The organism is Carnimonas bestiolae, assembly GCF_051251145.1.
Classification (GTDB): Bacteria; Pseudomonadota; Gammaproteobacteria; order Pseudomonadales; family Halomonadaceae; genus Carnimonas; species Carnimonas bestiolae.
Map to the genome: position 1 here is coordinate 168,153 of NZ_JBPCZK010000006.1, position 21,385 is coordinate 189,537.

The window sequence follows — 21,385 nt, forward strand, 5'->3', positions numbered from 1 at the left end:
AACGCCCCGCTGAGGCTATCCCAGCGGGGCGTTTTCTATTCAAGCCGGGCCGCCATCGCGGCCTGACCAGGTCACTTAGAAGCTATAGCTCAGTGACGCTACCGCGCTGCGTGGTGCACCATAGATGTTGAAGGTATTGGGGCCACCGACGCGCTCGTAATATTTTCTATCGAAGATATTGTTAACGTTCAGCTGTCCGCGCAGTTTGGACGTGAAGTCATAGGCGACCATCGCATCGACGGTTGCATAGCCAGGCGCGTGCACGCCCTGCGCCGAGTGGAAGCTGCTCATGCCATTGATACCACCACCTACCGTAAAGTGATTCAGCCAACCGCTGTCGAAGGCATACTGGGTCCACAGGTTATAGGTACTCTTCGGCATCAGCAGGAAGGTATTCTCATCATCCCCCGACTCCACTTTGGTATCTAGATAGCTGTAACCCGCGATCACGTCCCACTGCGAAGTGATACTGCCGATCACTTCCACTTCCACCCCTTGGTTACGCGTTTTGCCCAGCGCCGCAGAGTAGCTAGCCGAAGTGTCCTTCACCGCAGTAGCACGGTTTTTGTCATACATACGGTAGAGGCTAACACGCGCATTCAGCTTATCGTCGAGATAGCTGCCCTTAACGCCGACCTCGTACTGCTCGCCCTTACGCGGCTCGATCATATGACCGTTTTTATCGGTGTCGGTCTGAGGATCAAACACTTGCGAGTAGCTGGCATAGAGCGACTGATGATCGCCTAGATCGAGCACAAACCCCGCATAGGGCGTGAATTTGGCATCGTCCTTGCGATGCGTGTTAACTGACCCACCTGGAATATCGGTATCGTTGTAAATTCTCGAGTTGACGCGATATGAGCTCAAACGACCACCGGCAATCAGCGCGAGCGGCTCAACTGGACGGAACGTCAGCTTGCCGTACAGGCCGTACTCTTCATGGGTTTCGCGACCGTTGTGGTATTTATAACCGGGCGCTCCCTTGCGCGCTGAATCGAGAATATTAACGTAGCCAATGTCCTCAAAGTTGTCGGCATCCACCATTCCCGCAGGGCCTTTGCCATAAAGACTCTGCGACTTGCCGGTCTCTGTTTCGGTGGCATAGCGCTTGTAGTCGGTGCCCAGCACAAATTCGCTGACATTGCCGAAGGTGCCGAATGGCTGGCTATAGCTAGCATCCAACGATAGCGCGTGCTGGCTAAATGAGCCTGCGTTACCGCCCACCGTTAATTGGTCGTTAGCATCCAGCCCTTTACCACCACCGAAGGCGTAGTTGTAATCGGCATTACGGTTGGAATAACGCCCCGCCACGCGACCTACCCCACCATTCTCGAAGTAGTGCGTCAGCTCACCCACCCAGTCGTTCTGCTGACTGCCGAAGTCGTTCCACTTGGCACCGAAGAATTTATGACGCGAGAAGTTAACCAGGTCGCCGTTGCGGGTCGGATTACCGTTATTGGGGCTAATGTCACGCTGGTTGCGCAGAAAGCTCACGCGCGCCGTAGTGGCATCGTCCAGATCCGCTTCCAGCGTGCCAAAGAAGTTATTCGAGGTATTGTCGTTATGCTCGGCGAAACCGTCGGTCTTGTGGTTGGACACCACCATGCGGCCGCGCACGCTACCCGATTTGTTCAAGGGGCCGGAAAGATCGGTTTCCAGATAGCGCTGATTCCAGCTGCCGTAGCTGCCGGTCACCTTGCCCTGAAACTTATCGGTAGGACGCTTGAGCACCATGTTTACGATACCGCCCAGCTCGCTGGTGCTGTTGAAGAGTCCTGAAGGACCGCGCAAGATTTCGACGCGGTCATACACACCGACATCGGGCAGCGTGCCGTAGATACTCGCCATCGGCGCGGGCAAGCCATCAATGTCGTATTCGTTGAATTCATAACCGCGCGAGTAGATGGAAGAACGCCCCGCATCGTTGGGCAGGATACGCAGCCCAGGCGTTTTACGCGCCACCTCATCAAGCGAATGGAAGTTCTGATCTTCGATCGCGTCACTCGTCACCACGCTAATGGATTGCGGAATATCACGCAGAGCCGCAGGGGTTTTGGTGCCCACCGTGGCTCCACTGACTGAATAACCTTTGGTCTGCTCACTGGGCAGCATGCGGTAAAGATGGTTGCCGGTAACGGTAATAGTGTCGAGGCGCGTTGAGTTGGCATCGGCGTCATCTGCAGGGCTGGCGGTCGAGGCGTTGGGGGGCACGTCGGCTTGCTGAGCCAGTACCAACGGCGAGGCGTAAACATTCACTGCACCGAGAACAACGCACGAAAGCGTGCGCAGACACTGGCAACGGAGGTTATCCATTGAGATTGATCCCTTGAAGCGTGTGTATTGAGTAGCGTGGTGGTCTGAAATGCCGAGCCGCCAGATCGGTGGCCGATATTGTTGTGTCAGGCAATTAAACAATAGATGAGAACGTTTATCAATTTTATTGAGCTTAGACCTATCGCTTATATTCAGCTTAGGATCTTCCCCAATCCGCCGGCAAAAGTTGCCTCGACAGCGCTGTTAGCGCCTTTCTGAAACCCGCGCGAGCGCTGGCCGATTTTTCCAAAACAAACCTGAACCTGATGTTCCTAAACATGCGCTGCTATTAGCGCAGCGCTTCCTTGCCATGTTCATCAACAACCCATCCGCCGATGAACGCCTGCCGACGGCCATCTAAGCGCACCGCAGCCGTTCAGGATGTCTGGAAACCAAGCACCGAACCCGCTGCGCTAGCATGCCACGCAGCCCACACCAGCGACCCTCCTACCAGCACCAGCACCGCGCCGCCGGCCAAGGCTACCCAGCATCCAGCCATCGCCCACTGCTGCTGTCGCGGGGCTGCTTTGCCTGCCATCAAACGAAGCACCAGCGTGCGTGCGAACACCGTCAGTACCGCCAACAGCGACACAGTAAGGCCGGTACCCACCGCCATCGCTAGCACCGCCAGCACGCCTATCAGCCACTGTCCCATCAGTGCCGCGACGCCCAGTACCAACAGCGCCCCGCTGCAAGGGCGCATGCCCATTGCCAGCACCGCGAGCAAGTCGTCGCGCCAACTCACGCCGAGCTCGGTGGTATCAACATGATGCCCACCGCAGCAGTGGCACGCTTCCCCCGCAATAGGCATCGCGCTGCCCTGCGCTAGCGGAGCATTAAGGCCTGCCGGCCGGGCCTGCCATTGCAGCCCCGCAAAGCGCGCTGGCGGCTGCTTCAAGCGCTGCAGCTTGCGCCATGCGCGCACCATGAGCCAAAGCCCCAAGGCCATGACTAGCGCGAAGCTCAGCAGCTCCAGATAGCGCGTGCTCGCGACAGCGCGCAAGGTTGCGAACCCGAGTCCCAGCACCAGCACCGACACCACCGCAATGGCGACTACGCCCTGCAACAGCGCAGCCAGCATCGAGAGTGCTACGCCTCTACCCACATGGCGCTGCTGCGTGGCCAGATAGCTGGTGATAACGGCCTTACCATGACCGGGCCCTGCAGCGTGAAATACCCCATAACCAAAACTCAACAGCGCCAGCGCGGTCGCTAGCGTGGCTGAAGGCAGTTGCGTAAAGGAGACGAAGTGACCGACCAACTGGCGGTGAAAGTGTCGCTGCCAGCTCATCACCTTGATAATGAAGTTGCCGTAAAGGTGGTCAAACCATGGCAAACAGCACAACAGCACTATTGCCACCACGACCAGTGCGGCAATCACACCTACTCGCCGCGACATGTCACCACTCCTGTATCACTGAAGAAACGCCCGAGCCCATCCGGGGCCTGCCCCTGCTGATCAATCATCGCGGCCTTGGCCACCAGCATGGGATCAGGGTCGGCAGACTTGACCTGCGCGGAGCAGCCGCTCGGCGCATTAACAAGGTCGATCGGAATGTCGTCGGGATCGTGTAAAAATTCGACGTAATAAGTGCTGTCGTACACTTGATAGGAAAACGGCTGCTTTTCGCTCACCGACTGCGGTTTCTTCAGCGGCACCTCGAAGCTGATAATGATGTGCTGGCCCGACTGCTCAACGCTGGGCGGCTTTACCTTACCGATGGGAAGCTCCTTCGCTTTGGGCTCACCACTGAATAGATGAGTCAGGTAATGGCTCTTCGAAAGGGTTCGCTTCACGTCAGCGGCCAAGCGCTGCTGGCCCGCTTCGCCATCGCGTTGCATTTCCTCGATCAGTGACATGCTGTACATGGGATCCATGCGCCACACTTCACGTAGCGATGTGACTTGGCCGCTGTCGTTGAAATGTACCTCGGTGCGGTAATCAACCCAGCTGTGCGGGTGTGCGCTGGCCGTCGAACAAACCGCTGCCAGCAATGCAGTGCCTAGGGCTGCCATTAGCGAGCGCCTTGGCTTTATCACAATATGATACAGTATAACGTTTCTCAACCCGAACATAATGCCGCCACCCACAATCGTTGATGTATTGACCCTTCGCCCCTCCCGTCCGCTAAAGGCAGAGCGCTAGAACGCTATTCTCGCAGATTTGTTTTTTTAACGACTAACGCCGCATATGAATCCATCACAAATATTGCACTATTGAAACGTGCGCCTTCATTCATTGGTCACTAAATGGCTGCCAGCCCCCGTCATGTTCATGTTCAGCAGCTATCTAGCGATGGTTCTCGCAGCCCAATTACCCGTAGTGATGTTGAAGATTTTATGCATCACTGGGAGAGCGTTGCTGCTTTGTGCTAAAGATTAATTAACACTTAACGTTTAAGGACACGATCTATGCGCGTCGTCATTGCTCCAGACAGCTATAAGGACGCCCTTGCCGCCAGCGATGCAGCCGCCGCAATCGCTGAGGGCATTAAACGTGGCAACCCAGATGCTACCACCTGCCTTTGCCCATTGGGCGACGGTGGCGAGGGGACCTTGGAAGCTATTCTGCATGCCTCTGGCGCTGAGGCGCAGCAATTGAGCGTCCAGGACGCTCTCGGACGCGCAACCACTGCAAAATGGGGGCTGATTGATCGCGATGGCGCCCGCACCGCCATTGTCGAGCTGGCGGAAGCCGCTGGTCTACAGCAGCTTAGCCACGCCGAGCGAGATGCCCGCATCACCACTACCTACGGGGTAGGAGAGCTGATTCGCGCGGCCCTCGACCACCATATCGATCATTTGATACTGACGCTGGGCGGTAGTGCCACCAACGACGGCGGAACCGGCATGCTGAGTGCATTGGGCGCGCGTTTTCTCGATAGCGAAGGCAACCCACTGCCGGCCGGCGGTGCCGCCCTTGCTCATTTGGCAGAGATCGACCTATCGGGACTCGACCCACGCTTGCAGCGGGTCAACGTGCAAGCAGCGGTCGACGTTAATAATCCGCTAACCGGTGAGCACGGAGCCAGTGCGGTATTTGGCCCGCAGAAGGGGGCCAGCGAGAGCACCGTCGCCGAGCTGGACCGTGCGCTGCAACAGTTGGCTGATATCAGCAAGCAAGCGGTAGGCCGTGACGACAGTCGCGTAGCTGGGGCTGGCGCAGCTGGTGGCATGGGCTTCGCTGCCAGTGCGTTTCTAAATGCTGAGCTGCGCCCCGGTATAGAACTCGTCACTGAGGTGCTGAACTTTGAAACGTTACTGCCCAACGCCCAATTGGTGATTGTGGGCGAAGGCGGCCTGGATGCGCAAAGTCTCGGCGGCAAAACCCCGGTGGGCGTTGCGCGCCTGGCGCAAAAGCATGGCATTCCCTGCGTGGCGCTGGTAGGGAAGCTGGGAGACGGCTGGCAGGATGCGCACGCGGAAGGGATCACTGCGGCCTTTGCGCTCGCCGATGGCCCGGCATCGCTTGAGGACGTACTGCCCAAAACCGCCGCAGCGCTTGCCAGTCGCGCCGAAGAGATCACCCGTTTATGGCAGGCAGCTCAAGGTGTTTCGGTATCATCTTCCTCACCGTCAGCGTCGTAGGACGGTAGCTGCTTTTTACTACGTACGCCCAATCGGCTAAGCGCCTGAGCCTGACTGACCAAGCTGCCCTGCCCATCTGACAAGCGTTTGAGCGCCTGTTGCTGGCTCGCATTCGCCCGCGCCAAGTGAGTGCCAATATCGTGGATGCTGTCGACGAAGCCGACAAACTTATCAAGCAGCATCTCGCCGCGTTTCACGATCAGTCGCGCATTTTCGTTGTGCTGCTCAAGACGCCACAGATTGGCAACCGTGCGCAGGCTTGCCAGCAGCGTGGTCGGCGTCACAATCACCACATTGCGTGAAAACGCATCGTGGAAGAGCTGGTCGTCATGCTCGAAGGCCAGCGAAAAGGCCGCCTCAATCGGCATGAACATAAACACCATGTCGGGTGAGTTAAGCCCCGGCAGGCGCGCATAATCGCGGCCCGCCAGTCCCTCCATATGGGCCCGCACCGAGCGCAAATGGCGACGCAGCGCGGCCGCCCGAGCGGCATCGTCTTCAGCGGCGATATAGTCGCCATAGGCATGCAGCGACACCTTCGCATCAACCACCAAATGGCGCTGCTCGGGCAGTTTGATAATCGCATCGGGACGCCGACGCCCCTCTTCGGTGGTAAAGGCCACTTCGCGCTGATACTCGATACCCTTGCGCAGCCCCGAACGCTCAAGCACGGTTTCTAGCATCAGCTCGCCCCACTGCCCCTGCATCTTGCTGTCGCCCTTGAGCGCCTTGGTCAGGTTGGTGGCATCCTCACTGATCTGGCGATTAAGCGCGCCCAGTTGCTCGAGCTGTGCGCGCAAGCTCGACTGGCGCTGGATATCCTTCTCGTTGATGCCCTCAAGACGCGTGCGGAACTCCTGCAACTGCTCCCGCAGCGGCGTAAGCATAGCGGTCAGATCGGCACGACTTTGGGTGGAGAAGCGCTGGCTGCGTTCGTCGAATATCTTGCCCGCAAGTTGCTGGAATTCGGCTTTCAGCTGATCGCGGGCCTGCTCGAGCAGCGCAACACGCTCCTGATAGTGCGCCTGGTCCTTTTTCAGCGACGTTTCAAGCTCGGACACACGACTGCGCAAACGCGCGCTGTCCTGCTCGAGCTGCTGGCGCTGCTGGGCCAGCGTCGCGGTGTGGTCACGCTCTCGCTCCAACAGCGCTTCGCGCTCGGCAAGAAAACGCTCAGCCTCATGATGGGCGTCGCGGCTCGCGGTAAGCGCTTGTTCGACCTCTGCATAGCGCGCTTGCTGTTCCTTCAGCGTACCCAACGGTCCGCTGCGTGCCAGCAATGCCCCAATCAACGCGCCAATGAGCAGTGCTAACACGCCCACTAGCACCAGCATCATGTGTGCTTCTGCCATTCCACTCTCCTTGCATGAGCGCTCAGTATAACGATCATCGCGTGGAATGCATGATTAGCGAGGTGCCTTCCGCTAAGCGATAGCACCATCACGGGCCGCACAAGCTTAGGGTAGCCGCGGACAACGCCACATCGTCGAGCAGAAGACCAAACAAAAAGGCACCCAAGCGCCGTCACAACGATGCCTTGGGTGCCAAAAGCGAAAGATGAGTTTATTGGGTCGATCACACGCTGGTTAGAAGTAAAGCCCCATCAGCCCGCCGAGTAACAGCAAGTAGAGGCTGAACAGCCACACGATCGGAAACGAGAACTTCAGGTGCTTACCCATCGACACTCCGGAAAGCCCTACCGCCAGCCACACTGCTGGCGCAAACGGGCTTACGAAGGTTCCTGCGTTGTTGCCAATGGCGAGCGCATACACCACTGATTTGGCATCAATGCCTGCGGGCGAGGTAATTTCCTGCACAACCGGCAAAATGGCGAAGTAATAGGCATCGGTGCTGGTCAGCATGTCCAACGGCACGCCGAAAATTCCCACCACCACATGCACCCACCCCAAGGCCTCTGCTGGCATCAGCGAGGTGATATCGCGCGCAATGGAAGAGAGCATTCCGCCTTTATCGAGAATCCCCAGGAACACGCCCGCAGCCGCGATAATAGCGCCCATATTGAACGCCTGAGGGGCATGGCGCTTGATAATCGCCGCTTGATCGGAAGGCTTGCGCACGTTGATCGCAAAACAGAGGCTAAGCGCCAGCATAAACACCAGCGCTGGCGGCAGTACACCATTCGCCAGCAGCGCAATCACGATTAGAATCAGCACCACATTGGGCCAGAAATGGCGCGGCATACCCGCTGCGGGCGTGCTCATATCAACGCCGCTGTATTGCACTACTGCGCGTCGCTGCAAACGCTTCAGATTAGGCAGAAAACCGGTACGCCAACTTACCTTGCTTACCGCTTCTGCGGGAATGGGCAGTTGGCCATCGATATAGGGCATCGCCACACGATTGCGCTTGATCAGGCGCTGCTCTCTATAACCGTAAGCAGCCGCCACTACCATCGCACCCGCCACTCCCAGCAGTTGCACCGGTAGCAGGTCATGCCACAGCGCGGTTGGGCTTACCCCGGTCACCGCCGCTGCGCGACCTATCGGCCCACCCCACGGCACCATGTTCATCACGCCCATCGACAGCGCCGCAAGCATTAGCATCAGCACCGGACGCATGCCCAGTCGCTGATAAAGCGGTAGCAGCGCGGGAATGATAATCAGGAAGGTGGCGGCCCCAGAGCCGTCGAGATGCACAATCGCGGCGAGCAGCGGCGTCATCATGGCGACCAGAATCACGTTGCCGCGCGTTAGCTTGATGACGCCATTAACAATCGGATCGAACACACCGCTATCTTTCATGATGCTGAAAAACAGCACTGCGAACATAAACATGAAGGCAACATTCGCGACCTTACCAATACCCGCTTCGAAAAATTCGCCAATCTCGCTCAGCGAGAAGCCCGCAATAAGCGCACCAATCACCGGCACCACACTCAGCGCTACCACCGGACTCAGCTTTTCGGTAAGCAGCGCCGCCACGATCACCGCGATGATGGCCAAACCCACGATTGTCAGCATCTTCTCCGCACCTTTTCTAGTTTTAATCAGCAGCGACCTTAACCATGCGACGAGAATCAGGATACGGCGTCTATACCAAAGGGGGAGCGGGCCGGGCAGCGCAATGAGTGAGTGCATTTGCGGCGTCCGTTGCTGAATAGTGCTGTTCCGGCCTGCTAAAACGGGCTTTTCTGACGCCTTACTGAGCGACAAAAGCTGTCGACAATGGAGGCCGGCATTCGACCATTGAATGTGGCGAAGCGGACCACTGGCGCACTCGCGGAAACTATCAGGGCGCTTAAAAAGCTGAGCGCAAGCTGAACACCTCCGACAAAAACGCTACAGTGAAAAACACTCGCTAAAACTGACTCGTGGTAATATTGCTCCACGCTCAACATTCGACGATCGTGCCATGCACGGCACCTTTTCCTGCACCGTGGCGCGTCGTTTGATACAGTCGAGAAGCATTGTTCGAGCCGGGAACCCCACAGGCAATCACTCACCTGATGAACACTTGGCGTGCTACAGGTAATGGTGATTGCGCTCCCCTGATACACCCGTGAAGCTGGCTACGCATGGAAACTACTTATCTTGTTCTGACACTGCTGTTTATCGCTTCTGCCACTGGTATCGCGGCCAGATTCTTGCCATCGCTGCCTACACCGCTCGTTCAGATAGCCTTCGGCGCCGTACTGGCGTGGCCTGCTCAGGGTATTCACGTCGACCTCGAGCCAGAGCTATTCCTGCTGCTGTTCATCGCCCCGCTGCTGTTCTCCGATGCACGACGATTTCCCCAACGTGAGCTAATGGCGCTGCGCAAGCAGATACTAGCGCTCGCCTTCGGCCTGGTGCTGGTCACCGTGATTGCCGTGGGCTATCTCATCAACTGGCTGATCCCCGCCATTACGCTGCCCATTGCGCTGGCGCTGGCAGCGGTGCTATCGCCTACCGATGCCGTAGCGGTATCTGCCATTTCAGGCCGCTTGCCAGTTCCGCCGCGACTGATGCGCGTGCTCGAAGGCGAGTCGCTGATGAACGACGCATCGGGCCTGGTGGCGTTCAAGTTTGCAGTGGCTGCGGCGTTAACCGGCGCCTTTTCCGTCAAGCAGGCATCCACCAGCTTCGTCTTCATCGCCTTCGGCGGACTACTGCTTGGGGCAGTCTGTGCGTGGCTATTCAGTCAAGTACGTACGCGACTGATCGACCGCCACGGCGGTGAAAAATCAGCGACCCAGATTGTACTGCTGCAACTGCTGTTACCGTTTGCGGTGTACTTTTTGGCCGAGCACTTCGGCATGTCGGGAATCCTTTCCGCCGTTGCCGCAGGCCTGATGGTCAACTACACCGACCTCAAACGGCAGGATCAGATCCAGACGCGCCTTAAAACGCGCAGCATGTGGGAGATGATCGAGTTCGTGCTGAACTCGCTGGTGTTCCTGCTGCTCGGCTTCCAGCTGCCCAGCATTATTGGCGGCGCTATCCATGAGTCCACTCATGGCGGCGGTGGCTATTGGCAGCTCTCCACCCTGTGTGGATACGTGCTGGTCGTAACGCTCGCGTTGATGGTGATGCGCTTCCTGTGGGTTACGCTGGCGCTGGTCACTTCCCGTACCCTGAAACGCATCAAGGGCAAGGAAATCCCCCCTTTCCCGATTCGTCTTTCATTTGTTACCACGCTCGCCGGTATTCGCGGCACCATCACCCTGGCAGCGGCGCTCTCGTTTCCGCAAACCTTGCTAGATGGATCGCCGTTCCCGGCACGCGACCTGCTGATTTTCATCGCCACTGGGGTGATTCTGCTCACCTTGCTTGGCGGCAGTATTGGGCTGCCGATGCTGCTCAAGAATCTCGACCTTCCCCGCGATACCAGCGAAGATCGCGAGGAATCATGGGCACGCCGGCGGGCTGCCGAGGCAGCGATTCGCCATATCGAGCAGTGCCGCCATGATTGGGTAGAAGCCACCAATGCTGAGCAGCCCCATGCGGCTAGTCCTACCTCCAGCGCTGCTGACGTGAAGAGCAAGGACGACCGTATTCTGGTCTATGCAGAGCAAAGTACTCAGCTTATGAACGCGTATCGCGAACGTATCGCTGACCAACAGCAGGGCTCCGACGACGACGAAGCCGTGCGCTCCAGCTATAACCACCAAGTGTGGCTTCAGCTAATGAAGCAGGCGCTGCATGCAGAGCGCTCCGAGTACTACAACCTGCGCAACCACAATCGCATCAACGATGCGGTGCTACGCAAGCTGGTACGCGAGCTCGACCTGCGCGAGACAGCACTGCAGGCCGACCTCGATGACGGCGGTCACTAAGCAGAAGGAGCGCAGCCCCCATGACGTCGCACCCTAACGTTGGCGATTGCCCTTGCCAGAGCGGGCGCGCTTATTCGGAATGCTGTGAGCCGCTGCATCGCAACGATGCAGTGGCCGAGTCGGCAGAAGCGCTAATGCGATCACGCTACAGCGCCTTTGCGCTTGGAGGACTCGGCGAGTACCTGCTGGATACCTGGCACGATAGCGCCAGTGAGAAAGCACAGCTGGATGCCGCCACGCTCTCGCGACGTGATGTCGATTGGCACGGTCTGGAAATTCTCGACAGTCACCAGCAGGGCGACAAGGCCAGGGTCGAGTTTCGCGCTCACTTTTCGACGCCGGGACACGCTCATCAGCCCGCCGAGAGAGAGTGCCTGCAGGAGCGCTCGCGGTTTATTCGCGAATCGGGGCGCTGGTTTTATTTAAGCGGCACTATTGTCCCGACTAGCGTTGCGCCCGCGCCTTCACGCAATGCGCCCTGCCCGTGTGGCAGCGGTAAAAAGTACAAGCGTTGCTGCGCCGCCTGATACCTTTCTGATCGTTCGACAAAACAAAAGAGGCTCCCGCCAATGCGGGAGCCCCTTTTTTTTCAGGCGTGCCTAGCGCTGAATCAAAGCGCTTTCTGCGTCACCAGTTTGGTCACCAGATAGGCTTCGATCGCTTCGCTACCGCCTTCGGTGCCGTAACCCGAATCCTTCACGCCACCGAACGGTACTTCCGGAATAGACAGCCCGTTGTGGTTAAGGGTAAGCATACCGGTTTCGACATCGCGACCAATGCGCTGGGCATTGCTGAAGCCATTGGTATAAGCATAAGCCGCAAGCCCGTAGGGCAACCGATTGGCCTCGGTGATCGCGTCATCCAGCGTTTTGAAGCTGTTGGCAATCACAATCGGACCAAACGGCTCTTCAGTCATGATATCGGCCTCTACTGGCACCTGCGCCAATACGGTGGGCTCGAAGAAGTAGCCAGTGCCTTCAATGGCTTTGCCGCCAGTGAGCACCTTGGCCCCACGCTGGCTGGCGTCCTCGACCAGCTTCGACAGCACCGGTCCGCGGCGTTCGTTGGCCAAGGGACCTATGGTAACACCCTCTTCGTTCCAGGCGCCGACCTTCGCTTTCTCGACCTCTTTGACGAACAGATCGATAAACTTGTCGTATACGCCTTCCTGAATCAAAAAGCGCGTAGGCGAAATACACACCTGACCGCAGTTGCGGAACTTGGCCAGTGCCATCTCTTTCGCTGCCAGTTCGACATCAGCATCGTCACAGATGATCACTGGCGCGTGGCCGCCCAGTTCCATGGTCACTTTTTTCATGTGCTGGCCCGCCAGTGCCGCAAGATGTTTGCCCACTGGTGTTGAGCCTGTGAACGAAATCTTGCGAATGGTCGGGTGCGGAATCAGATATTCGGAAATATCGGCCGGTACACCGTAAACGAGATTGATGACGCCCGCAGGCACACCCGCATCGGCATAGGCACGAATCAGCTCCGCCGGAGAGGCAGGCGTTTCTTCCGGCGCCTTGACGATAATCGAGCAGCCCGTCGTTACCGCTGCCGACAGCTTGCGCACTACCTGGTTGATCGGGAAGTTCCAGGGCGTGAAGGCCGCTACCGGGCCCACCGGCTGCTTGATGGTAAGCTGCTGCACGTCGAAATCACGCGACGGAACCACCTGACCATAGGCGCGCCGGCCTTCTTCGGCGAACCAATCGATGGTATCGGCCGCACCGAGGGTTTCAGCCTTGGCCTGATCGAGCGGCTTACCCTGCTCCTGCGACATCAGCGCAGCGATACGATCAACGCGTTCACGCAACAGTTCGGCTGCGCGACGCATGATTTTGTAGCGTTCCAATGTTGAGGTTTTACGCCATACCTCGAATCCTTTCTCAGCCGCCTCCAGCGCACGATCAAGATCGACTTGTTCAGCGTGGGCGAGCTGGCCAATCACCTGCTCGGTGGCAGGGTTGACGATATCCAGCGTTTTGCCGCCAGCCGCGTCGCACCATTGGCCATCGATATAAAGCTGCACGTTCGGATACTGCACATCGTTACTCATTGCCGGCTCCTTGGGATGGGGCAGAGTGTTTGGATGGAGGCGCCTTCGCGATACTCGAGGATAAAAGGAATGCTTAGGCAGACCACCACACTCAGCCTGCTACGATGTTTCCATCATATAGTGCGGTAGTGAGTTTATTAAGGAAAAAATCAACATCTAAAGGTCGCAGCAGCATGCGAGACGCTCCAACGCCAGCGCACCTGCCGGCTCTACGGACTGCTGGACTGTAGACAATCACGCGTTAGACACGGCGTTGAGCGCCCCGCCGTTCACAGGATCTGCATAAAACGCGAGAGATATCGCAGCGTGCTAGGCGCGGTAGTAATCGGAAGGCCCCGGCGCGCTACCGCCCCACTGGCGCGTTAGCTCGCGTGCTGCATTGATGACAAGCGCGCCCAGCTCAACCACGCGGTCGTCGGTGATGCGCGATCCCGGCCCCGAGATCGACAGCGCCGCAAACGGCTCGCGATATTCGTTGAACAAACAGGCCGCCACACAGCGTAGCCCGAGTGCGTGTTCTTCGTCGTCATAGGAAAAACCGCGCTTGCGAATCAGCGCCAGATTGTCCTTCAACGGCTGCGGAGTGGTCAGGGTGTGCGGCGTGAATGCGTGCATGCCTTTGCGGTGGAGCAAACGGGTGAGGTAGTCATCCTTCAGCGTTGAGAGCAGGGCCTTGCCAGCCCCTGACGCGTGCATTGGTAGCGTGCCGCCAATCGATGCCGACATCCGCATCAGTTGGTCGCACTGCACCTGATCGATAATAATGGCGTCGAAGGTGGCGTGATCAACCACCGCCAGATTGACCGTTTCGCCAGAGCGCTCCATCAGTTCACGCAGGTGAGGATGCACCATGGCGAGCAGGTTACGACCATCCAGAAAGCTCGCGCCGACAGTAAAAGCGCGCGCGCCAATCGTCCACAAGCCCTGATCGCCCATCTGGCGCACAAAGCCGTGCTGCGCCAGCGTTGAGAGCAGGCGGTGAGTAGTCGAATTGGCGAGTCCTGCACGCTGCGCCAAGTCCGTCAGGCTGATACTGCCGTGGGCATCGGCAATGAATTCAAGCAGCGTCAGACCCCGCGACAGCGACTGTACCTGCCCTGACGGTTGGCTGGCACCTCCAGCGGAGCTGCGCGACGATAGGTTACGGCGAGAGGAAGTAGGCACGGTTGGCGTCCTGAACAAAGGCAACGAGCGCGGAGAATACAGCGGCTGTCGCGGTGTTAGCGCAGCATTCCTGCATGCTCGATAAAGGCGATCACTTTATCAAGCCCTTCCGCCGTTTTCAGGTTGGTAAATGCCCAAGGGCGCTCAGGGCGCATACGGTCGGTATCTGCCGCCATCACCTCGAGCGAGGCGCCAACGTGGGGCGCAAGATCAATCTTGTTGATGACCAGGAAATCGGAGCGGGTGATGCCAGGCCCGCCCTTGCGCGGAATCTTCTCCCCCTCGGCCACGTCGATCACATAAATGGTCAGATCGGCCAGTTCAGGGCTGAAGGTCGCACTCAGATTGTCGCCACCGCTCTCGACAAACACCACGTCCAGGTTGCCAAACTGCGCACTTAGCGACTCGACGGCCGCGAGGTTCATCGAAGCATCTTCACGAATGGCGGTGTGCGGGCAACCGCCGGTTTCAACACCGATAATGCGCTCGGCAGGCAAAGCACCTGCTTCGGTGAGAATACGCTGGTCTTCCTTGGTGTAGATATCGTTGGTCACTACCGCCAACTGATAGCTATCGCGCATGGCCTTGCACAACATCTCAAGCAGCGCGGTTTTTCCTGAGCCCACGGGACCGCCGATGCCAATACGAAGGGGCTGTTGATAGTCTGGCATTGAGTTTTCCTCTAACGTTATTGCCGAGCGCTAGGAACGGAACAAGCGCGTGTGTTGTGTTTCGTGGCGTGCCGAGGCAATAGCCATTAATGGCAGGCTACCGCCAATCTGCTGATCGCCCAGCGTTGCCGCGTCAGGCAACCGCGAGGCCAGTTCGTCGCTGAAGTCGGCCAATAGCGATTGTGCTGCCTGTTGCCCAAAGGGCACCAGCTTAACGCCAGCCATCACTGCGTTTTCAAGCCAGCCGTAGCTCCAAATCAGCGTCACCTGATCGAGAGGAAGCTGCCATTGCCCCGCCGCCCAGCTCAATCCACCCAGCTGCGACAGCGCGATGGCCTGACGCCACTCGGGCTGCTCGGGTGCGATCTGCAATCCGTCCAGCACCCGCAGCATGGCGGCTCCCCGCTGCTGTTCTTCGCGCCGCAGCTCCGCTGTTTCACGATGAGCAATCAACTCAGCGCTCCAGTAGCGAAATGCCACCACATCATGCTGGAAAACCGCAGCATAGAGCCTGCGCAAGATTGGAATATCCAGGCGTATAAGCACCTGCTCCAACTGCAACTGCTGCCACTCTTTAAAACTAGCCACATCAGTGACCCAGCCCGCCTCAACGGCCCACTCAAGCCCTTGTGAGTAGGTAAACCCGCCCACCGGCAGCGAGGGACTCGCCAATTGCAGCATGCGTAGCTGTGTCAGCAAGGTCATCCCGACACGACTGCCATCGCGGCGGCGATCCAGCCCACCCCGCACAGTTTGCGAACGAGCGGGTGACGCCTGAGCAGGCTACCGAGCACGAAGCCAACCAGCAGAATCAGGCTGCTGGAGATCACGAACCCCACACCGAACGACAAGAATCCGTCATTGTTGCCTTCGACGCCATGCGCCCAGCCATGCGCCAGCGCCAGTACCGGAATCGCCCAACGTGCAGCGCTACCCCGCGCGATAATGATGATGGCCCCGACGACAAACATCGATACCAGAATCACGCTCTCCATGCCCTGGAAAGGTCCACTAATGCGTCCGAACAGCGCCCCCACCACCATCGCGGCCAGGACACAGCCCATGTAAAGCCGGGGAGAACGCCCCAAGGCTGCCAGCACTCCCGCCCCCGAGAGCATTAGCAGGTGATCCGCCCCCGTCAGCGGATGCAGGAAGCCGGTGTAAAAGGTTTCGGGCCCCAGCGCTGGATGCGCGAAGACGGGTGAGGCGATGCCCAGCAGTAGCAGTGCGATGATTGTTTTCATTGTTTTTCCTGTCGAGGTAACTGGCTAATGCGTTACTTCAGCGCTTTCGTAAGTAGGCAGTCAATGCTAATGGTGCCCATGATGGTCGTGGTGATGCCCGTGTGCATGGTCATGGCCATGGGCGTGGCTGTAACCGCCGCCTTCGTAGGCCCCTGACACCGGCTCGAAGGGCGCTTGGGTAGTGATTACCTCAAGCCCTAGCCCACGCACCATATCGTCGAGCACATGGTCGTGCTGGTAGGCGAGATGTCCTGCTTCGATCTGTAGCGGCACGTGGCGATTGCCAAGATGATAGCAAGCCGTCGCGAACAGCAGCGGGTCATTACTAGTCACCTGTGACACGCTTTCGTTAGCGGCAACAATACGCACGCGCTCCACGCCTTGCGCGTCGGTCAGCACTTCTCCACCGCGCAGCAGCTTACCGCGTTCGAGCGTAAGGCCCGCTTCACGGCCGTCGTCGAGCACAATGCGCGCTCGGCTTTTCAGCCGGGTATGAAAATCGAGCACCACCGTGGCGGTATCATGGTCGCCGGTGTCGGCAGCACGTTGAGTCAAAAGCAGCATAAGCACTTCTCTGCATCAATGGGTGGTAATAAGGGGCGCATTCAGAACAGAAAATAGCGCTGCGCCATCGGCACTTCCGCCAAGGGTTCGCAGGTCAGCAGTTCACCGTTGGCACGCACTTGGTAGGTTTGCGCATCGACGCTGATATCGGGCGTCAGGTTGTTGTGCACCATATCGCTTTTGCGCACATGCCGGCAGCGTTGCGCGACGCCTACCAAGCTTTTCAGCCCTAACTCGGCGGGCACGTTCAGCGCGCTGGCTCGCTGGGAAATAAAGGTCATGCGCGTTGCATGACGCGCGTCGCCGCGTGCGCCAAACATAGGCCGATAGTGCACCGGCTGCGGCGTGGGAATCGATGCGTTGATATCGCCCATGGGCGCCATTGCAATCATGCCGCCCTTCACGATAGCCGCAGGCTTCACGCCGAAGAATGCTGGATCCCACAACACCAGATCAGCCAGTTTGCCCACTTCGATAGAGCCAACTTCGTGCGCAATGCCATGGGTAATGGCGGGGTTGATGGTGTATTTGGCAATGTAGCGCTTCACACGGAAGTTATCGGCGCCAGACCGGGCGCTATCTTCAGGCAGCGTGCCACGCTGAAGCTTCATCTTGTGTGCCACCTGCCAAGTGCGCATTACCACTTCGCCAACTCGCCCCATTGCCTGAGAGTCGGAGGAGGTCATCGCGAAGGCCCCGATATCGTGCAGGATATCTTCGGCAGCGATGGTTTCGCGGCGAATACGAGATTCAGCGAAGGCGACATCCTCGGGAATGCTGGGATCGAGGTGGTGGCACACCATCAGCATATCGAGATGCTCATCTACCGTGTTAACGGTATAAGGCAGCGTAGGGTTGGTCGATGAAGGCAGAATGTTCGGCAGCCGACACGCACTGATAATATCTGGCGCGTGGCCGCCCCCTGCCCCTTCGGTGTGGAAGGTGTGAATAGTGCGATCACCGATGGCGGCGAGGGTGTCTTCAACAAAGCCGCCTTCGTTGAGGGTATCGGTATGAATTGCTACCTGGATATCCTCCTGCTCGGCGACACTCATGCAGCAGTCGATGGCGGCAGGCGTTGAGCCCCAATCCTCGTGCAGCTTTAGCCCCACCACGCCGGCGGCAACCTGCTCGTGCAGCGCTTGCGGATTCGAACTATTGCCTTTACCCAGCAGGCCAACGTTAACCATTAGCGTGTCGGCGGCTTGCAGCATGCGCGAAATATTCCATGCCCCTGGCGTGCAGGTGGTGGCATTGGTGCCGGTAGCAGGGCCAGTACCACCGCCAATCATGGTCGTTACGCCCGACACCAACGCTTCTTCCGCCTGCTGCGGAGCAATGAAGTGAATATGAGCATCGATACCGCCCGCGGTCACAATACGCCCTTCGGCAGCCAGCACTTCGGTATTGGCGCCAATGGGGATGGTCACGTTGGGCTGGATGTCGGGGTTACCGGCTTTGCCAATCGAATGAATGCGGCCGTGCTTGATACCGATGTCAGCTTTAATGATGCCCCAATGATCGATAATCAGCGCGTTGGTAAGGACCAGATCCATCGACTCGGCGTCGGGCATCTGACCTTGCCCCATGCCATCGCGAATGACCTTACCGCCGCCGAACTTCACCTCTTCCCCATAGGTGGTGAGATCGTCCTCTACTTCTACCCACAGGTCGGTGTCGGCGAGCCGTATTCGATCGCCGGTGGTGGGACCAAACATGTCGGCATAGGCTTGGCGAGAGAGTGTGCTCATGGCTGTTCCAATGCTCCCTGAATGTCACCGCGAAAGCCGTAGACTCGCCGCGCGCCAGACAACGCTACCAGGGTGATTTCGCGCGCCTGTCCCGGTTCGAAACGCAACGCAGTGCCCGCCGCGATATCAAGGCGGAAGCCTCGCGCCTGCTCGCGATCGAAAACTAGCGCTGGATTCACTTCATGAAAGTGATAATGCGAGCCCACCTGAATGGGCCGATCGCCGTGATTCTCGACAATCAAACGGCACGTGGGGCGATCTTGGTTCAGCTCAATGGAGCCTTCCGCCACCTGAATTTCACCGGGAATCATCATCGCCTCCCGCGCCCACGATATCCTCAGCGGGCAGAATAGGCTGATGGACGGTGACCAGCTTGGTGCCATCGGGAAAGGTGGCTTCGACCTGTACGTCGCTAATCATCTCGGCAACGCCTTCCATTACGTCATTGGTGGTTAACACCTGACGCGCCGACTCCATCAGCTCGGCCACGCGTTTGCCTTCGCGCGCGCCTTCCAAGATGGCGGCACTGATGAGCGCAACGGATTCGGGGTAGTTAAGCTTCAGCCCCCGTTCCTTGCGCCGTTCGGCGACCAGCGCGGCCGTAAACAGCAGCAGTTTGTCTTTTTCCCGCGGCGTTAATTCCATGCCAAAAGTCCTTGTGAGTTGCTCGCTAGCCTGGGAGCACTATAACGTTTCAACCGTTTGCCCAAATGTTCTTCGCTGCCGCTTGCAATACTTGTCTGGAGGGAAGCCAGTTTTTGGAAAGCGTTCCGTTATTCGCATCAGCAGCTAGGTTGCCCAGATACGTGGAGGTATTGGACGAAGCCCGGTAAGCGGCTCTCTTATCGCCGCCCACAGGGTGTGCTGAGCGGCGTCTAGCTCAAGATTGGTATTTGCCAGCATTCTGACAATCAGCAGCCCATCCAGCATCGTGACGCCAACCGGATGTGGATAAGCTGAAGTAAGCGCCCTTACCTGCTGCAATAACGATTCACTGCCGGGATAGATCAGCAAGGTGCTGAGTAGCGGGTAGCCAGACAGCACAGCAAGGCTGCCGTCGACCGTCATGCGCTCCTTCAGCAGCGGCTGGCCGTCGAGCGTTACGCTGAGTAGCGTGCTAACGCTGCCGCTATCGAATGTCTCCGACATAACGGGACGCCCGAAGCAGAAGGTTTCTCGCGCTACCAGACAGGCGTTGCTGCTCAACTGATACTCGGACTCAATATAAGCATTAGCGCCGGCAAACAGAATAGTGCCAGGCGGGAGCCATTCGAGCGCGCAGTGCGGATCAACGCGAAAACACTGGCGCAGTTCGGCGGACGGCCCGCTGCTCCGATAAATCTTGGTGGCCCCCGGCATGGTCAGCAGAGCGCCGGCGCGCTGCTCAAGCTCAATTTGGGTGGCAAGAATGTCTCCCCCTACCACACCGCCGGGAGGATGCAGCAGATACAGGTGGCAGTGGTGCCCTTCCGGATAATAGGCGCGCTGAGTGTACAGCGGACCGACATGGCGATTTGTGACCGCCACCGTTTTGCCTGCGCGCTGCTGGAAAGTAAGCTCGAGCTGCGCGCGCCACCCTGCTTCAGGCTGTCTATTATTGTATTGGTTATCCAAGAGAGGCCACTTAATTTACCAGCGGATGTCGTCTCCGCGTGCAGGTCACGTTTGGCTACACATTTACCACAATGGTGCTTGGCCATCGAGAGGGTGTACCGTAGCTAGACCTCTCATTCTTAATGAACACATAAGATAATGTATACCACAACAGGAGGCAGCAAAATGGTAAAACGCGTCGCACTTATCAGTGGAGCGAACCGTGGCATCGGTCTCGCGATTGCGCAGCGCCTATTAAGTGATGGCTGGCAGCTTTCATTGGGAATTCGTAGTGGTAGCGAACAATGGCAAAATAATCCCGATGTGCACACCTTCAAGTACGATGCGCTTGAGGGCAACGAGACGCAGTGGGTGGAGGCAGCGCTTGCTCACTATGGACGCATCGATGCGATTATTCCTAATGCGGGCATCATGGTGCCGAAATCGGTTATCGAGGTTGAAGACGACGAACTGGACGCGATGTGGAAGGTAAACGTGCGCGGCCCGCAGCAACTGGCAAAGGCTGCCTTCAGCGCGTTAAGCGAAAGTGGCCAAGGCCGTATTATCATCATGGCATCGCTATCGGGGAAACGGGTGGCATCGGCGGGTTCTTCCGCTTACTCAGTGAGCAAGTTTGCAGTGCTGGCATTGGCGCATGGGCTGCGCCAGGCAGGGTTTGATCACGGCATTCGTACAACTGCCATTTGCCCTGGGCCAGTCGCTACCGATATGGGGCAATCGATTGGCCATAAGGATCTGAGTGCGATCATTCAGCCGGAAGAGATCGCAGAACTTGTATCGACAGCGATTCATTTGCCCAACACGGCAAGCGTGGCAGAGATTCCCGTTCACTGTCGGGCCGAAGCAACGGTGTAACTGCCAGACGGTCGAGCATATGAGGCGCGGTACGCGCCTCGATACCCTAGCGGTTTGGGGAGAATGGGACCCGCCGATGAATGCTCACCGATCGGCCCTCTAGGGCAGTTCCCTACTCAAACGAAGCGGTAAATAACGCCCGCCGGCCCGCCTTCCGCGTTGTACGGCTTTTCCTCCAGCCAAAGAAAAACCCTCGACTGGTGTTAACCAATCGAGGGTTTGGAATAAATGCCTGACGATGACCTACTCTCACATGGGGAATCCCCACACTACCATCGGCGCTAAAC

19 protein-coding genes are annotated in these 21,385 nt (G+C 58.1%); 4 read left to right on the forward strand and 15 right to left on the reverse strand.

Features of this window, described 5'->3' with window-relative positions; all coding sequences use genetic code 11:
* Nucleotides 1-75 precede the first annotated feature (75 nt).
* The 3 genes from R84865_RS09220 to R84865_RS09230 all read right to left on the reverse strand — a co-directional run bounded on the left by R84865_RS09220 (nucleotide 76) and on the right by R84865_RS09230 (nucleotide 4,329).
* Entirely contained in the window at nucleotides 76-2,313 is a 2,238-nt protein-coding gene (locus R84865_RS09220; protein ID WP_435639467.1) for a TonB-dependent siderophore receptor, read from the reverse strand.
* 376 nt (nucleotides 2,314-2,689) lie between these two features.
* Nucleotides 2,690-3,712: a nickel/cobalt transporter gene (locus R84865_RS09225; RefSeq protein WP_435639468.1), complete on the reverse strand. Its 1,023-nt coding sequence runs from the start codon at nucleotides 3,710-3,712 to the stop codon at nucleotides 2,690-2,692.
* A complete protein-coding gene (locus tag R84865_RS09230) occupies nucleotides 3,697-4,329 on the reverse strand; it encodes a DUF1007 family protein (protein WP_435639469.1) in 633 nt (210 codons plus the stop codon). The genes R84865_RS09225 and R84865_RS09230 overlap by 16 nt, the downstream gene beginning before the upstream one ends.
* Before the next feature lie 396 nt (nucleotides 4,330-4,725).
* Between R84865_RS09230 and R84865_RS09235 the strand changes: the two genes are divergently transcribed.
* On the forward strand, nucleotides 4,726-5,901 hold the full coding sequence (locus R84865_RS09235) for a glycerate kinase (RefSeq protein ID WP_435639470.1): 1,176 nt from the start codon (nucleotides 4,726-4,728) through the stop codon (nucleotides 5,899-5,901).
* Here R84865_RS09235 and R84865_RS09240 read toward each other — a convergent pair.
* On the reverse strand, nucleotides 5,859-7,253 hold the full coding sequence (locus tag R84865_RS09240; protein ID WP_435639471.1) for a DNA recombination protein RmuC: 1,395 nt from the start codon (nucleotides 7,251-7,253) through the stop codon (nucleotides 5,859-5,861). The genes R84865_RS09235 and R84865_RS09240 overlap by 43 nt on opposite strands.
* A 234-nt stretch (nucleotides 7,254-7,487) precedes the next feature.
* The gene (locus R84865_RS09245; protein ID WP_435631211.1) at nucleotides 7,488-8,882 is read right to left on the reverse strand and encodes a CitMHS family transporter; all 1,395 of its coding nucleotides are present in this window, start codon (nucleotides 8,880-8,882) and stop codon (nucleotides 7,488-7,490) included.
* 554 nt (nucleotides 8,883-9,436) lie between these two features.
* On the opposite strand from R84865_RS09245, the gene R84865_RS09250 reads away from it, so the two are divergent.
* Together R84865_RS09250 and R84865_RS09255 are read left to right on the forward strand one after the other, a co-directional pair.
* Entirely contained in the window at nucleotides 9,437-11,176 is a 1,740-nt protein-coding gene (locus tag R84865_RS09250) for a Na+/H+ antiporter (protein ID WP_435631210.1), read from the forward strand.
* Nucleotides 11,177-11,196: 20 nt separating this feature from the next.
* A complete protein-coding gene (locus R84865_RS09255; RefSeq protein ID WP_435639472.1) occupies nucleotides 11,197-11,703 on the forward strand; it encodes a YchJ family protein in 507 nt (168 codons plus the stop codon).
* 83 nt (nucleotides 11,704-11,786) lie between these two features.
* On the opposite strand, the gene R84865_RS09260 is transcribed toward R84865_RS09255, so the two are convergent.
* From R84865_RS09260 to R84865_RS09305, 10 genes are all read right to left on the reverse strand, one after another.
* On the reverse strand, nucleotides 11,787-13,235 hold the full coding sequence (locus R84865_RS09260) for an NAD-dependent succinate-semialdehyde dehydrogenase (RefSeq protein WP_435639473.1): 1,449 nt from the start codon (nucleotides 13,233-13,235) through the stop codon (nucleotides 11,787-11,789).
* Nucleotides 13,236-13,544: 309 nt separating this feature from the next.
* Nucleotides 13,545-14,399 carry a glyoxylate bypass operon transcriptional repressor IclR gene (gene iclR / locus R84865_RS09265; RefSeq protein WP_435639474.1) on the reverse strand — a complete coding sequence of 285 codons (855 nt, stop codon included), beginning with the start codon at nucleotides 14,397-14,399 and terminating at the stop codon, nucleotides 13,545-13,547.
* A gap of 56 nt (nucleotides 14,400-14,455) precedes the next feature.
* Nucleotides 14,456-15,070, reverse strand: coding sequence for an urease accessory protein UreG (gene ureG, locus R84865_RS09270; RefSeq protein ID WP_435639475.1), 615 nt, complete (start codon nucleotides 15,068-15,070; stop codon nucleotides 14,456-14,458).
* 30 nt (nucleotides 15,071-15,100) lie between these two features.
* Nucleotides 15,101-15,775 (reverse strand): urease accessory protein UreF, encoded by a 675-nt coding sequence (locus tag R84865_RS09275; protein WP_435639476.1) that lies wholly within the window; start codon nucleotides 15,773-15,775, stop codon nucleotides 15,101-15,103.
* Nucleotides 15,772-16,314 carry a HupE/UreJ family protein gene (locus tag R84865_RS09280; RefSeq protein WP_435637961.1) on the reverse strand — a complete coding sequence of 181 codons (543 nt, stop codon included), beginning with the start codon at nucleotides 16,312-16,314 and terminating at the stop codon, nucleotides 15,772-15,774. The genes R84865_RS09275 and R84865_RS09280 overlap by 4 nt, the downstream gene beginning before the upstream one ends.
* A 66-nt stretch (nucleotides 16,315-16,380) precedes the next feature.
* Nucleotides 16,381-16,878, reverse strand: coding sequence for an urease accessory protein UreE (ureE, locus tag R84865_RS09285; RefSeq protein ID WP_435639477.1), 498 nt, complete (start codon nucleotides 16,876-16,878; stop codon nucleotides 16,381-16,383).
* 41 nt (nucleotides 16,879-16,919) lie between these two features.
* A complete protein-coding gene (ureC, locus tag R84865_RS09290) occupies nucleotides 16,920-18,629 on the reverse strand; it encodes an urease subunit alpha (RefSeq protein WP_435639478.1) in 1,710 nt (569 codons plus the stop codon).
* Nucleotides 18,626-18,940, reverse strand: coding sequence for an urease subunit beta (locus tag R84865_RS09295; RefSeq protein ID WP_435631453.1), 315 nt, complete (start codon nucleotides 18,938-18,940; stop codon nucleotides 18,626-18,628). The genes ureC and R84865_RS09295 overlap by 4 nt, the downstream gene beginning before the upstream one ends.
* Nucleotides 18,927-19,274: an urease subunit gamma gene (ureA, locus tag R84865_RS09300; protein ID WP_435631201.1), complete on the reverse strand. Its 348-nt coding sequence runs from the start codon at nucleotides 19,272-19,274 to the stop codon at nucleotides 18,927-18,929. The genes R84865_RS09295 and ureA overlap by 14 nt, the downstream gene beginning before the upstream one ends.
* Nucleotides 19,275-19,418: 144 nt before the next feature.
* Nucleotides 19,419-20,243, reverse strand: a complete 825-nt coding sequence (locus R84865_RS09305) for an urease accessory protein UreD (protein WP_435639479.1) — start codon at nucleotides 20,241-20,243, stop codon at nucleotides 19,419-19,421.
* A gap of 165 nt (nucleotides 20,244-20,408) precedes the next feature.
* On the opposite strand from R84865_RS09305, the gene R84865_RS09310 reads away from it, so the two are divergent.
* Nucleotides 20,409-21,098: an SDR family NAD(P)-dependent oxidoreductase gene (locus R84865_RS09310; protein ID WP_435639480.1), complete on the forward strand. Its 690-nt coding sequence runs from the start codon at nucleotides 20,409-20,411 to the stop codon at nucleotides 21,096-21,098.
* Nucleotides 21,099-21,385: the final 287 nt, after the last annotated feature.

Coding starts and splice junctions, on each gene's coding strand:
- R84865_RS09220 (WP_435639467.1), bottom strand. CDS start 2,313: ATGGATAACCTCCGTTGCCAGTGTCTGCGCACGCTTTCGTGCGTTGTT.
- R84865_RS09225 (WP_435639468.1), bottom strand. CDS start 3,712: ATGTCGCGGCGAGTAGGTGTGATTGCCGCACTGGTCGTGGTGGCAATA.
- R84865_RS09230 (WP_435639469.1), bottom strand. CDS start 4,329: ATGGCAGCCCTAGGCACTGCATTGCTGGCAGCGGTTTGTTCGACGGCC.
- R84865_RS09235 (WP_435639470.1), top strand. CDS start 4,726: ATGCGCGTCGTCATTGCTCCAGACAGCTATAAGGACGCCCTTGCCGCC.
- R84865_RS09240 (WP_435639471.1), bottom strand. CDS start 7,253: ATGGCAGAAGCACACATGATGCTGGTGCTAGTGGGCGTGTTAGCACTG.
- R84865_RS09245 (WP_435631211.1), bottom strand. CDS start 8,882: ATGCTGACAATCGTGGGTTTGGCCATCATCGCGGTGATCGTGGCGGCG.
- R84865_RS09250 (WP_435631210.1), top strand. CDS start 9,437: ATGGAAACTACTTATCTTGTTCTGACACTGCTGTTTATCGCTTCTGCC.
- R84865_RS09255 (WP_435639472.1), top strand. CDS start 11,197: ATGACGTCGCACCCTAACGTTGGCGATTGCCCTTGCCAGAGCGGGCGC.
- R84865_RS09260 (WP_435639473.1), bottom strand. CDS start 13,235: ATGAGTAACGATGTGCAGTATCCGAACGTGCAGCTTTATATCGATGGC.
- ureG (WP_435639475.1), bottom strand. CDS start 15,070: ATGCCAGACTATCAACAGCCCCTTCGTATTGGCATCGGCGGTCCCGTG.
- R84865_RS09275 (WP_435639476.1), bottom strand. CDS start 15,775: ATGACCTTGCTGACACAGCTACGCATGCTGCAATTGGCGAGTCCCTCG.
- R84865_RS09280 (WP_435637961.1), bottom strand. CDS start 16,314: ATGAAAACAATCATCGCACTGCTACTGCTGGGCATCGCCTCACCCGTC.
- ureE (WP_435639477.1), bottom strand. CDS start 16,878: ATGCTGCTTTTGACTCAACGTGCTGCCGACACCGGCGACCATGATACC.
- ureC (WP_435639478.1), bottom strand. CDS start 18,629: ATGAGCACACTCTCTCGCCAAGCCTATGCCGACATGTTTGGTCCCACC.
- R84865_RS09295 (WP_435631453.1), bottom strand. CDS start 18,940: ATGATTCCCGGTGAAATTCAGGTGGCGGAAGGCTCCATTGAGCTGAAC.
- ureA (WP_435631201.1), bottom strand. CDS start 19,274: ATGGAATTAACGCCGCGGGAAAAAGACAAACTGCTGCTGTTTACGGCC.
- R84865_RS09310 (WP_435639480.1), top strand. CDS start 20,409: ATGGTAAAACGCGTCGCACTTATCAGTGGAGCGAACCGTGGCATCGGT.